This is a genomic window from Mesorhizobium sp. M1A.F.Ca.IN.020.06.1.1 (genome assembly GCF_004023265.1).
In the GTDB taxonomy this organism is placed as follows: Bacteria; Pseudomonadota; Alphaproteobacteria; order Rhizobiales; family Rhizobiaceae; genus Mesorhizobium.
This window is the reverse complement of the sequence record NZ_RZSR01000060.1, coordinates 1-11,923: the sequence shown is the minus strand read 5'-3', so window position 1 is coordinate 11,923 and position 11,923 is coordinate 1. Positions and strand designations below refer to the sequence as shown.

Here is an 11,923-nt window from a genome sequence, read left to right as displayed (position 1 = left end):
CTTCATGGTGGCGCGCGGCGGCGGCGTGATCTTCTGGTTCGGTACGGCGACCGGGCCGTGCCCGTCGGGCAAGCGCAGCTTCTCCAGACATTGCCTCATGATCCTAACCGACTGCCGCATCTCCTCCATGCGCACGAGATAGCGGTCGTAGCAGTCGCCGTGCTTGCCGACCGGAATGTCGAAATCCATTTCGGGATAGCATTCATAGGGTTGCGCCTTGCGCAAATCCCAGGCCGCGCCCGAGCCGCGCACCATCGGGCCGGAGAAACCCCAGGCCCAGGCATCGTCCTGTCCGATCACGCCGACGTCGACATTGCGCTGCTTGAAGATACGGTTTTCGGTCAGGAGTTCATCGAGATTGCTCAATGTTCCCAGGAAGGGATCACAGAAATTCCAGATGTCGTCTAGCAACTCTCCCGGCAGATCCTGATGCACGCCGCCGATCCTGAAATAGTTGGCATGCATACGCGCGCCCGACGCGCGCTCATAAAAGACCATCAGCCTCTCCCGCTCGGCGAAGCCCCAGAGCGGCGGCGTCAGCGCGCCGATATCCATCGCCTGCGTGGTGACGTTGAGCAGGTGCGACAACAGCCGGCCGATCTCGCAAAACAGGACGCGGATAAGCTGTCCGCGCCGGGGAACCGATATTTCGAGCAGCTTCTCGGCGGCGAGGCAGAAGGCATGCTCCTGGTTCATCGGCGCCACATAGTCGAGCCGGTCGAAATAGGGCAGGGCCTGCAGATAGTTCTTGTATTCGATCAGCTTCTCGGTGCCGCGGTGGAGTAGGCCGATATGCGGATCGGCGCGGTCGACGATCTCACCGTCGAGTTGCAGCACCAGCCTGAGCACGCCATGCGCCGAGGGGTGCTGCGGTCCGAAGTTGAGCGTGAAGTTGCGAATTGCGGTTTCGGCCATGGCGGCCTCTTCGCGGACTCTCGTTTTGTTTGGCGCGCGGCGGCGCCGATCATGTCGTGGTCTGGATGATCAGCGTCAGCGTGCCGTCGCCATCGATGTTGGCGGCGACGACCTGCGAGGAATTCAGCCCGTTCGCATGCAGCACCGATACCGCCTCGGGCGAGGCATCGATCGATTTCTGCAGCCTGGCCAGGTCCGTGGCGGTTGTCCTGGTGACCACGGCTTCGGCCTGGACCTTGATCTCCGCGGGCAGGTCCTCCATCGCCACCACCACGACGTTGATAACGGTCTGGCCGGAACTTCCCGGATCGGGTTGCACCTGGTCGAGCCGAGGTTGTTCAGCCGGGGGCAGAACCTGGGGCGGTTGCGGATCGGCGTGTTGAGCCGAGACCGGCTGCGCCAGGGCAAGGGTCGAAAGAGCGAGCATCATCAATGTCCGCATCGTCTTTCCTTCCATGTATCGAAGTCTGACGACACAACCCCTCCGCCCGGCGATGGTTCCGGCCCAAGAGGGCAAGTGACGGTGAATGTTGGCGGGCGACGGCTGGATATCTCACACAGCCAAAACTGACAGCGCAGCAGCCTGCAGGCGTTCGAACGCGGCAAAGCGCCTGTCGTGGCAGGCAGCGAGCGCGGCGTTCGGCGAATAGACCTCGCCCACCTCCGACATCGCCGCCATGGCCGCGCGAAGGTCGGAGTGGCGCCCGGCGGCCACCGCGCCGAGCATCGCTGAGCCGAGCAGCACCGGCTCGGGGGACGTTGGCGCGTAGACCACCTTGCCGGTGGAGTCGGCGATGAGCTGCCGCACGAGCGGGCTCTGCCCGGCGCCGCCGCTGATGGCGATCGTGTCGATCTTGATGCCGCGGCCATGCATGGCCGCCAGGATCTGGCGGGCGCCATAGCCGAGGCCGCAGAGGCCGGCGACATAGAGCGCGACGAGACTGTCGGCCCCGGTCGCCATGTCCAAGCCGGCGACCAGTCCGCGCGCGTCGGGATTGGCCAAGGGGGCACGATTGCCTAGAAATTCGGGAACGACATGCAGGCCGCCGACCAGTCTGTCCGCCTTCGCCGCACCGCCATGCCGCTCCGCCTCCTGCGCCAGCCACTGGCTGAGGTTCTGGCCGCCTCGCGCCGCGATCCCCGCCAGCTCGACGGCGGCGGGGTGCATGCCGACCAGGCGATCGATGGCGGCGCCCGCGGCCGACTGGCCACCTTCGTTCAGCCACAGCCCGGGCACCATAGCGGAGAAATAGGGCCCCCACACGCCCGGCACGAAAGCCGCCTGCTCGGTCGTCGTCATGGTGCAGGCCGAGGTGCCGAAGACATAGGCCATGCGCGTGGTCACATCGCCGGCGCCGCCGTGCGCGCCGACCGAGCCGATGCCGCCGGCATGGGCATCGATCATTCCGGCGGCGACCGGCGTTCCGGGCAAAAGGCCAAGCTCGGCCGCCGCCTCGCTCGTCAAGCCGTTGGGGAGCGCGCTCCCCGGCGCCACGACCTCGGTGCCGATCCGGGCAAATTTCTCATCCGCGAGCGCGCCGAGCCCGACCTTGCGAAAATAGCCATCATCCCAGCGTGCCTCATGCGCGAGATAGGTCCACTTGCAAGTCACCGTGCAGGTCGAGCGCGCCAGGCTGCCGGTCGCACGCCAGGTGAGGAAATCGGCGAGATCCATGAACTGCCATGCCGCGGCGAAGGTCCGCGGCATGTTCTCGGCGAGCCATAAGAGCTTCGGGGTTTCCATCTCGGGCGAGATTGTGCCGCCGACATAGCGCAGCACGTCCTCGCCGGTGCCGTTGATCCTGCGCGCCTGCTCGGTGGCGCGGTGGTCCATCCAGACGATGATGTTGCGCTCGGGATCCCCTGACGGGCTGACCGTCAGCGGCTCGCCACCCGGCCCCAGAACGACAAGCGAGCAGGTGGCGTCGAAGCCGATGCCATGCACCGACTGCGCCGAGATGCCGGCAAGCGACACCGCCTCGCGGACGGTCGTAGCAACGGCGCGCCAGATGTCATTACTCGATTGCTCGACGATATGGCCTTCGGCATGCCAGGTGGCGATGTCGGCCTTGGCGGACGCAAGCATGGCGCCCGCTTCGTCGAAGACGCCCGCGCGGGCACTGCCGGTGCCGATGTCGATGCCGATGAAATGACTGCTCATAACTTCAGATCCTTCGCCCGATCCGTTCGGTTGCTATAGGTCATTGCTTTGCGGCAGGATGACAAGGTCGCGGACGGTGATGTCACCTTCGTTCCCTATCGGTGTTGCCGTTCCGGCTAGCGGCGCAGGCAAAGCTTTGCCTTGCCGCGCACGTTTGCCCATGCCAATTCGACGCCGCTGCTTGTCGTGCCGGCTGGCTAGGCCGCTTTCGCCCGGTTGATGTTGTGCAGTGTCAGCCGCCGGAAATGCGAGGGCGTCATGCCCTTTTCGGCGAGAAACTGCCGGTTGAAGTTGGAAAGGGTGTTGTAGCCGACCTCGAAGCAGATGCTGGTGATCGAAGCCTGCTCGTCGCTCATCAGCATCTGGCAGGCCAGGTTGATACGCAGCCGCTTCACATACTGAACCAGCGTCATACCGGTGTGCTGGCGGAAGGAGCGGGAGAATACACTGGGCGACTGGCCGGCGATGGCGGCCAGGTCCGTCTCGCTGAAGGGCTGGGTCAGGTTCTCGCGCAGATAGGCAAGCGCCTTGTTGATGCCGGCCGACATATAGCCCGACGGATCGGGCAGGTAGCTCGCGCTGGCCAGCATGCGCGCGCCTTCGGCGCGGCTGAGCAGACCCATTATCATCATGAACAGTTCGATGCGGCGCACGCCTTGCGAATTCATGATCTCTTCCATCAGCGGGCCAAGCTGCTTGCTGGTCTGGCGGCTGAACAGCACGCCGCGGCGCGAGGCTTCGAGCACCGGCGTCAGCGCCGCGAGCTCGGGGAAGGTGTTGATGGCGCCGTCGATAAAGCCTTCATTGAACTGGATGATGCGGCAGCGCAGCGGCACCGTCGCGTCCTTCGGCACATCGCTCACCCAGTTGTGCGGCAGGTTGGGGCCGGTCAGCACCAGATTGCCCGGCTCGAACTCGCCGATGAAGTCGCCGACGAAATAGCGGCCGCGGGTGGCGACGATGAGATGCAGTTCGTATTCCGGATGGAAATGCCAGCGCACCGTGCGGAACGGGTAACCGTGCGACCAGGCAGTGAAAGACTCGCCCGGCCTGATCTGCACAACTTCAAGATCGGGTTTCATCGCTGCTCCTCCCGTATTGAAGCCAAGGCGCGTCCCCTCTACGACGCGCCGTCCGGTTTCGGCCTCATGTCAGCCAAGCTACCGAGCCGACAAGATCTTCGCCACCATGTTCGCGTCACTCCATTGGTACTTTTTTGACTATTCTGAGCCTCCACGCCGCTGAGCGGCGCCTCAAACGACGCCGCGTTCCTCGCTCCTTATGCGGAAGGCATCGACGGCGATCGCAAGCAGGATCATCGCGCCGCCGATCATCTGAATGTAATAGGCCGAGACGTTGATGAGCTGCAGGCCGGTCTGGATGACGGTGATGAGCAGCGTGCCGCCGAGCATGCCGATGACGCGGCCGCGGCCGCCGAACAGCGAAACGCCGCCGATGACGGGTGCTGCCACGGCATAGAGCAGCGTCGTGCTGCCGACGGTCACGCTGACGCCGCCGAGATAGGAGGTGTAGAGGAAGCCGGCCACTCCAGCGAGGAAGCCGGAAGCGCTGAAGGCGCCGCGCCTCGCGCGCTTGACGTTGATGCCTGCGGCATTCGCCGCCCGGCGGTTGCCGCCGGTGGCATAGAGGTTGCGACCCCAGGCCGAATAAGCAAGCACGACATGCGCCAGGAGATAGGCGACGAAGAGGGCGATCGGCATTACCGGCCAGCTGCCGATGGTGGCGCTGCCAATGTAGCTGTAGCCTTCATCGGTCACCACCATGGTGCGGGCGTGGGTGGCGCCGAGCACCGCGCCTTGCAGAAAAAGCCCCATGGCCAGCGTCGCGATCAGCGAATTCATGCGCAAATAGGCGACGAAGTAGCCGTTGAGCAGACCGACGAGCACCCCGGCAACGATGGTGATGAGCACGGCCAGCGTCCAGTGGACGCCGAACTGCTGCATGGCATAGGCGCCGACCATGCTCGAGAAGACCAGATTGCCGACCACCGAGAGATCGATCTCGCCGACCAGAAGCGTGAAGGAGACCGCCAGCACTAGCACGCCCAGCGTGGTGGCCTGCACCAGCACGTTCTGCAGATTGCCTTCCGAAAGGAAGAAGGGATTGAGGAAGCCGGCGAGGATGCTGAACACGATGATCAGGATCCAGACCACATTGTCGAGAAGGAATTTCTTGCTGGTCATGTCTGATACTGCCCCTGTCATCGCGCCGCTCTCGCTTCGGCGATCGCATCGATGGTGATCTCGGCGCCGCGCAGCATTCGCGCGATTCGACCCTTGGAGAAGATCACCACGCGGTCGACGAGGCGCTGCATCTCTTCCGGGTCCTGCGCGAGCAGAAGCACGCTAACGCCCGCCTTCGTCGCACCGTCGATCAGGCGGTGGATCTGCTCCTTGGCGGCGACATCGACGCCGACGGTCGGTTCGTCGAGCAGAAGCAATCTCGGCTTGCGTTCCAGCAGCCGGCCAAGCAGCACCTTCTGCTGGTTGCCGCCAGACAACTCGCCGATCTCCTGGGCGCCGCTGCCCATGACGATCTCCATGGCGCCGCGCGCCTCGCGCATGCGGCGGTTCATGCCGGCGCCGCTCACCAGCCAGCCGAGCGATAGCGGCCAATTGCCGAGGTTGAGGTTCTCGGTCACCGACATCGAGCCGACCAGGCCTTCGCCGATGCGGTCATGGGTGAGGTAGGCAATGCCCGAGCCGAGGCTCTGCCCCGGCGAGCCGAGACGCGCTTCCCGGCCATCGATCAGGACGGCACCGGCCTCGATTGGCAGCAGGCCGCCCAGCGCCCGCATCAATTCCTGCGGCCCTTCGCCGAGCAGGCCGACGAGGCCGACGATCTCGCCGTGGCCGATCGCAAGATCGACCGGGCCGCCGCCGGAAAAGGATAGCCCGCTGAGCTCGATGGCCGCGCCATGATCCTTGCGGGCGCGGTGGAATTCGGCGACGTCGGCGCCGGTGATGACGCGCGCCATGGCCTCGGCCGAAAGCTCCGCCGCTTTGCCGCTGGCGGTCACCTTGCCGTCGCGCAGCACCGTGTATTCCGAACAGAGCTGGCGCACCTCGTCGTTGTGGTGCGAGATGTAGATGAAAGACGTGCCCCGTTGGGTGAGGCTCTCGACCCATTCCAGCAGATGCAGCCGCTCGGCCGCCGCAAGGCCTGCGGTCGGCTCGTCGAGGATGATCAGCGAGGCTTCGGCCGCGACCGCCTTGATGATGGCGAGCCTGCGCCTGTCGCTGGCGCCGAGGTCGCCGGCGCGCCGCCTCGGGTCGACCGGCATGCCATGGCTTTCGAGCTGGCGCGCCGCCAGGCGGCGGAGCGCGGGCCAGTCGGTCAGGCCGTAGCGTCTCGGCAGATCCGGCAGCAGAAGGTTCTCGCCGATCGAAAGGTCTTCGAAGATCTCCGAATGCTGCGACAGAAGGTGGAGTCCGCGCTTCTTGCGCGCCGTCAACGGCAGAGCCGACACGTCCTCCCCATTCAACAGGATGGTGCCACTGTCGAGGCGCAACAGGCCGGCGATGATGTTGGATAGCGTCGATTTGCCGGCGCCGTTCTTGCCGAGCAGGCCATGGATCGCGCCCCGCGACACGCTCAGCGAGACGCCGTCCAACACCGCAAGCGGGCCGAAGCGCTTGAAGACATTGTCGACGGTCAGAACAGCGTTGGCACCGTCCTGCGCAAGGCTATCGGGCACGATTGTGCCGTCGGCGTTGACCATTGGGATAACCGGCAATCTCGAAATGAGGTGAGAACGCGATGGGCGCGTTCTCACCCGCCTCGTCGGCTGCGATCTCAGCCGGCGTTCTGCTGCATCTTCCACACCTGGGTCACGACATTGGCCCAGTGGCGCGGGTCGTCGGCATTTTCCTTGGTGAGGAAGTAGGGCGGGATGGTGAGCAGCGGGCCGGACGGGCTGTCGGCGATCGTGCCCTTCTCCCAAAAATACTTCTTGTTTGCGTAAGGTCCGATCGGAACCGGCTTGCCCTTCAGCGTGTACTCTTCCAGCAGGTCGACGACGATCTCGACATAGGCGATCGGGTCCTGCGCGATGTCGGCGTCGATCTCACCCGCCTTCACCCATTCCAGCGCATTCGGCGAGGCATCGATGCTGGTCAGGATGATGTGCTTCTCATGGCCGACCGGGAACAGCCGTTTCTGCGTTTCGAGCGCCTTGCGGGCATCAACGACGAAGATGTCGGTCGGCATGTGGATGGCGTCGAGGTCCGGCCGCTCGCGCAGCGTCGCCGAGACCACGGCGAGCGCCTGCTCATGCTGGTTGTTCTGCGGCCGCGAGATGATCTCGATGTCGGGATATTTGCTCTTAAGCGTGTCCTCGAAACCGTCTTTGCGATCGCGCAGCGCCACCGCGGTCAGCGAGCCGTAATTGTTGAGCACGCTGCCCTTCGGCGAGCCGTGCTTCTTGGTGAGCAGCTCGGCGGTCTTCTCCGCCGCCATGACGCCCGACTGCTTGTTGTCGAAGGTCACCGAAGCGGCTACCTCTCCGCCGGTAAGCACGGTGTCGACCATGCCGAGCGGCACGCCGAGCGACTTCGCCTTCTTGCTCAGTGGGATGAGCAGCTCCGAATCCAGCGCGTCGGAAATGAGGTAGCGCGGCTTCTGCAAGAGCAGGCTGTTCCAGTCGTTGACCTGCGCGTTGGCATCGCCATTGGCGTCCTTGCCGACGAATTCCAGGCCGAGGCCTTCGACCTCGCGCTTCAGCGCCTCCTGCAGCACGACGAAGAAGAAGAAGCCGAGATAGCCGGTCTCCCAAGCCACAACCTTGGAGGTCGTGCCTTGCGCCGCGGCGCGCTCGCCGCCCGCCAGCAACAGGCCGCCGGCAGTGGCTGCCGCGCCCTGCAAAAGCGCGCGGCGGTTCAATGTTAAGCTCTTGGTCTCGCAACCCATGTCTCGCTCCCTGAAATGGTTGGAATCTTTGCCGGTAGAGCTTTCCACCAAGCCCGCCCGGCGGGGCACTCAGCCCCAAACATCCCCCGGAACGTTTCCTCCCCCGGACGATCTGATCAGGCTAGGCGCGCGCTATCCGGCCAGCCACCACGTTCCGGGGCGGGTGTTAGTACTTTTTTGATTCCGCTAGTGAAAGCCGAGGCCGCGATTACGACTGCGCTACAACATGCTCGACCTCCGGCGCGTTGCATTCGGAGTCAAAAATCTATGTGTCGCGGAAAGCGCAACCGGTAGCTCGCGCCGCAAGCCGCGGCTATCTGTCTGGCGGAGGGCCGCGCGTCGAAACCGAAGGGATGGAGAGAATGAAGCACTGGATCGGAACCTGGAGCGCAAGCCCGATGAACGTCTGGCCGGGAGACGCCGTGCTCTATGGCTTCCACCGGCAGACGGTACGCCAAGTCGTGCGCGTCAGCACCGGCGGTGAGAGGTTGCGATTGAGGCTGTCCAACGAATATGGCGCCTCGCCGATTCGGATCGGCGCCGCGACCGTCGCGCTTGCCGCGAAAGACGGCGCGGTCGACGCCGGCAGCATCCGGCAGGTGACGTTCGGCGGCGAACGGCAGACCGATCTAGCGCCCGGCGCGCCGCTGCTCAGCGATGTTGTGGACCTAGCGGTTCCCGATCTCGGGCAGATCGCGATCAGCCTCTATTTCCCCGATTTCGCTCCGATCGAGACCTATCACTACGAGGCGCAGCAGACCGCCTACATCTCCGAAATCGGCGACTTCGCCGGCGCAGCCGAACTGCCGGTGCAGCAGACCTCGACCAGCCGCTATTTCCTCAGCGCCGTGCTGGTCGAGAGCGGGCCGGACAGTGGCTCTCTGGTTTGTCTCGGCGATTCCATCACCGACGGCTTCGGCTCGACCGTCGACGGCAATGCGCGCTGGCCGGACCGGCTGGCGGAGCGGTTTGCGAAAAGCGGCCGGCTGTCAGGCATCGGCGTCCTCAACCAGGGGATCGGCGGCAACCGCGTGCTTGCCAGCCGCGCCCGCGGCGCCAACGCGCTCGCCCGCTTCGACCGCGACGTTCTGGGCTTTCCCAACGTCCGATGGGTCTCGGTGCTGGAAGGCATCAACGACATCGGCTGGCCGGAAACCATGCTTGCCGGCCGTCAGGAGGCCGTCGCCGTCGAAAGCCTGATCGCGGCTTACCGGCAATTGATCGCACGCGCCCGCCTCAACGGCATCAAGGTGCTGCTTGGCACGCTGCCGCCCTTCGGTGGCGCCTTCGAAGGCCAGCCGCTCAGAACCTTCTACTCTGCGACCAAGGAGCGCGACCGCGAGGCGGTGAACGCCTGGATCAGGACATCGGGCGAAGCCGATGCCGTCGTCGATTTCGAGCGTGCGCTGGCCGATCCCGCCAACCCGTCGAGGCTGCTCGCCGCCTTCGATTGCGGCGACGGCCTGCATCCGTCCGACGGCGGCTATGCCGAGATGGCTAGGCTGTTCGAGGAAGCTTTCGAGAGCTTGCTTCGCGGCCAATAGGATTACCTGGTTCTGCGAGTGGCGGCTGCTGCCCGCGCCGGCGCCTTCTGGATGTTGGCGGCGCTGCCCATGTCACCATTCTTGGTGCGACCCGCCCCGGTCGTGCTCCAATATCGGCGCCCGTCGTCGGGTGCAATTCGGCGAAAACACGGATGGCCAACCTCAGAACAGGACGACGAGCACTTAGCATAATGGACCTGACAGAAGAGCTCAGCTGTCCAGGAACAAACTGCAAGTCTTTCCGGTTTGGTGACCGAACCGATTGCGGTCACGAAAATGGTTGGACATAGAAGACATAATAATGAGCAGATTGCGCAGCTACTGAGGCGCCAGTTTTCCAGTGAGATAATGAGGCGCCATCTGCGTGCACTTCCGCTGTTTCGGACCGAGAGGTGGCTCCCTGACCGGCTTGCCGGGTTGATGGAGGTTTTAAAGCGAAGTGAGGGTCGAGGACGACGGCGTTGATTCTTGCTTCTGGCCTGAAGCGTCGACGTCAGGCTGGACGCAAAGGTCGTCTTTCGATCCCAATGGAGAAGAGATGGTGAGCAATGCGGCCGCTCAATAAGGCGTTGCTTGGGGCTGTGGCAGGCGTCGCGGCGACCATGGCGATGACATCAACGATGAGGCGCCTGCACGCAGTCCTGCCCGACGACGAGCGCTATCCGCTCCCGCCTCGCGAGATCGTCGACCGCACTTTTCCAGCTGTTGACGAGCGCGAAGCACGTTCAAGAACACTGCTTGCGCATTTCGGGTTTGGCGGTCTCACCGGTGCTTTGTTTGCCCTGCTGCCCACCACTCGAGGGAGCGGGATCGCCTATGGTTTATGCATCTGGGCGCTGAGCTATCTCGGTTGGATTCCCGCCGCCCGCATTCTGACCCCGGCGCACCGTCACCCCATCAGGAGAAACATGCTGATGATTGCAGCTCATGTCGTTTGGGGCCTGACGCTTTCGAGATCACTGAGAGAAATGGAACGCGCCGCCATCGAGGCGTTCGACCAGCAAGCCGAGAGGAGAAGCCGGTGACCGGGCGGCGCGTTCTGCGGAACGATCCGACCCTTCGGCCCGCCGCGCTGTCTTGTCCGGCGGGACATCGGCAATGAAGGTTCTCGTAACGGGATCGAACGGTCTCATCGGCACAGCGGTGTGCGCGCGTTTGGTCGCGTCAGGGCACGAGGTCGTGCGGGCCTCACGACGCCGATCAAGCCGGGCCGGGGAGGCGGGAACGGTCGCCATCGATATGGCGAAGGCGCTCGCCCCCGAGAACTGGGGCAGTGCTCTTCAAGGCGTTGACGTGGTGGTGAATTGTGCCGGTGTTCTGCAGGACAGCGCCAGCGAAAATGCGACAGGGGTTCATGCATTGGGCGCAGCGGCGCTGTTTCGTGCCTGCCAGCAAGCCGGGGTGCGCCGGGTCATCCACTTTTCCGCTATCGGCGTCGATCGTGAGCAACCCTCGGCCTTCTCCGCCAGCAAATATGCCGGCGAGGAGGCCTTGATGACGCTCGACTTGGATTGGGTCGTGCTGAGACCCTCCGTCGTTCTGGGCCGCCCCGTTTTTGGAGCGAGCGCCCTGTTTCGCGGCCTTGCCGCGCTTCCTCTGCTGCCCTCCATGCCCGGCTCCGGCCGTCTGCAGGTGGTTCAACTTGAGGACGTGGTCGAAACGGTGGCGTTTTTCCTCAGCCCTGACAGCCCGTCACGGATCGCTCTCGACCTTGCTGGTCCGGACGCCTTCGCAATGGAGGAGGTAGTCGCGCATTACCGCAGGTGGCTTGGATGGGACGAGGCTCGCGTCCTGGCTCTCCCGAGATGGGCGGCGCGTCTACTTTATCGGCTGGGTGACGCCGTCAGTGTGCTGGGATGGCGCCCTCCCATGCGCACCAACGCCGCCCTTGAGATCAGCCGGGGAGCCACCGGTGATCCCGGACCCTGGAAGGCGATAACCGGGATCGAGCCGCGAGGTCTCCCGACAGCACTCGCCGCAAACCCAGCCACGGTGCAGGACAGGTGGTTTGCCGGCCTCTACTTCATCAAACCCGCGATCTTCACGGTGCTGCCGTTCTTCTGGATCATGACCGGAATCATATCCTTGACAACCGGATGGCAGAGCGGCGTCCAACTCCTGATCGGTACCGCGGTGAGCGCGCTGGCGGCGCCGTTGGTCATCGCCGGCGCGCTGGCCGACCTGGTCATCGGCCTTCTCATCGCGCTTCGCAAAACCGCGCGCGTTGGGCTCTGGGGAGCGATCGGCGTATGCGTTTTTTATGCATTGGCCGGCACGCTCCTGCGGCCCGATCTGTGGAATGAACCGCTCGGCCCGCTGATGAAGATCCTGCCGATCGTTCTTCTGCACTTCGTCGCATTGGCGATCCTGGAGG

10 protein-coding genes are annotated in these 11,923 nt (G+C 64.4%); 3 read left to right on the top strand and 7 right to left on the bottom strand.

What is annotated here, in order from left to right:
• The 7 genes from EOA60_RS04960 to EOA60_RS04930 form a co-directional block, all read right to left on the bottom strand.
• A partial coding sequence (locus EOA60_RS04960) for an NADH-quinone oxidoreductase subunit D (RefSeq protein WP_128311111.1) occupies nucleotides 1-915 on the bottom strand: 915 nt, incomplete at its 3' end.
• Between the two features lie 49 nt (nucleotides 916-964).
• Entirely contained in the window at nucleotides 965-1,357 is a 393-nt protein-coding gene (locus tag EOA60_RS04955) for a hypothetical protein (protein ID WP_095823594.1), read from the bottom strand.
• Between the two features lie 111 nt (nucleotides 1,358-1,468).
• Entirely contained in the window at nucleotides 1,469-3,076 is a 1,608-nt protein-coding gene (locus EOA60_RS04950; protein ID WP_095823468.1) for an FGGY-family carbohydrate kinase, read from the bottom strand.
• A 197-nt stretch (nucleotides 3,077-3,273) separates the two neighbouring features.
• Complete coding sequence (locus EOA60_RS04945) at nucleotides 3,274-4,158, bottom strand: AraC family transcriptional regulator (protein WP_095823467.1); 885 nt, start codon at nucleotides 4,156-4,158, stop codon at nucleotides 3,274-3,276.
• Between the two features lie 171 nt (nucleotides 4,159-4,329).
• The gene (locus tag EOA60_RS04940) at nucleotides 4,330-5,280 is read right to left on the bottom strand and encodes an ABC transporter permease (RefSeq protein ID WP_164748133.1); all 951 of its coding nucleotides are present in this window, start codon (nucleotides 5,278-5,280) and stop codon (nucleotides 4,330-4,332) included.
• 17 nt (nucleotides 5,281-5,297) lie between these two features.
• Entirely contained in the window at nucleotides 5,298-6,818 is a 1,521-nt protein-coding gene (locus EOA60_RS04935; protein ID WP_095823465.1) for a sugar ABC transporter ATP-binding protein, read from the bottom strand.
• A 74-nt stretch (nucleotides 6,819-6,892) separates the two neighbouring features.
• Nucleotides 6,893-8,005: a sugar ABC transporter substrate-binding protein gene (locus EOA60_RS04930; RefSeq protein WP_128311110.1), complete on the bottom strand. Its 1,113-nt coding sequence runs from the start codon at nucleotides 8,003-8,005 to the stop codon at nucleotides 6,893-6,895.
• A gap of 362 nt (nucleotides 8,006-8,367) precedes the next feature.
• On the opposite strand from EOA60_RS04930, the gene EOA60_RS04925 reads away from it, so the two are divergent.
• From EOA60_RS04925 to EOA60_RS04910, 3 genes are all read left to right on the top strand, one after another.
• The gene (locus tag EOA60_RS04925) at nucleotides 8,368-9,549 is read left to right on the top strand and encodes an SGNH/GDSL hydrolase family protein (RefSeq protein WP_164747343.1); all 1,182 of its coding nucleotides are present in this window, start codon (nucleotides 8,368-8,370) and stop codon (nucleotides 9,547-9,549) included.
• A 548-nt stretch (nucleotides 9,550-10,097) separates the two neighbouring features.
• Nucleotides 10,098-10,574: a hypothetical protein gene (locus EOA60_RS04915; protein ID WP_095800528.1), complete on the top strand. Its 477-nt coding sequence runs from the start codon at nucleotides 10,098-10,100 to the stop codon at nucleotides 10,572-10,574.
• A 73-nt stretch (nucleotides 10,575-10,647) separates the two neighbouring features.
• On the top strand, nucleotides 10,648-11,923 hold a 1,276-nt coding region (locus EOA60_RS04910; protein ID WP_164899189.1), incomplete at its 3' end, for an SDR family oxidoreductase.

Excerpts from the sequence above, each read along its gene's own strand:
- EOA60_RS04955 (WP_095823594.1), bottom strand. The coding sequence starts at position 1,357 with ATGCGGACATTGATGATGCTCGCTCTTTCGACCCTTGCCCTGGCGCAG.
- EOA60_RS04950 (WP_095823468.1), bottom strand. The coding sequence starts at position 3,076 with ATGAGCAGTCATTTCATCGGCATCGACATCGGCACCGGCAGTGCCCGC.
- EOA60_RS04945 (WP_095823467.1), bottom strand. The coding sequence starts at position 4,158 with ATGAAACCCGATCTTGAAGTTGTGCAGATCAGGCCGGGCGAGTCTTTC.
- EOA60_RS04940 (WP_164748133.1), bottom strand. The coding sequence starts at position 5,280 with ATGACCAGCAAGAAATTCCTTCTCGACAATGTGGTCTGGATCCTGATC.
- EOA60_RS04935 (WP_095823465.1), bottom strand. The coding sequence starts at position 6,818 with ATGGTCAACGCCGACGGCACAATCGTGCCCGATAGCCTTGCGCAGGAC.
- EOA60_RS04930 (WP_128311110.1), bottom strand. The coding sequence starts at position 8,005 with ATGGGTTGCGAGACCAAGAGCTTAACATTGAACCGCCGCGCGCTTTTG.
- EOA60_RS04925 (WP_164747343.1), top strand. The coding sequence starts at position 8,368 with ATGAAGCACTGGATCGGAACCTGGAGCGCAAGCCCGATGAACGTCTGG.
- EOA60_RS04915 (WP_095800528.1), top strand. The coding sequence starts at position 10,098 with ATGCGGCCGCTCAATAAGGCGTTGCTTGGGGCTGTGGCAGGCGTCGCG.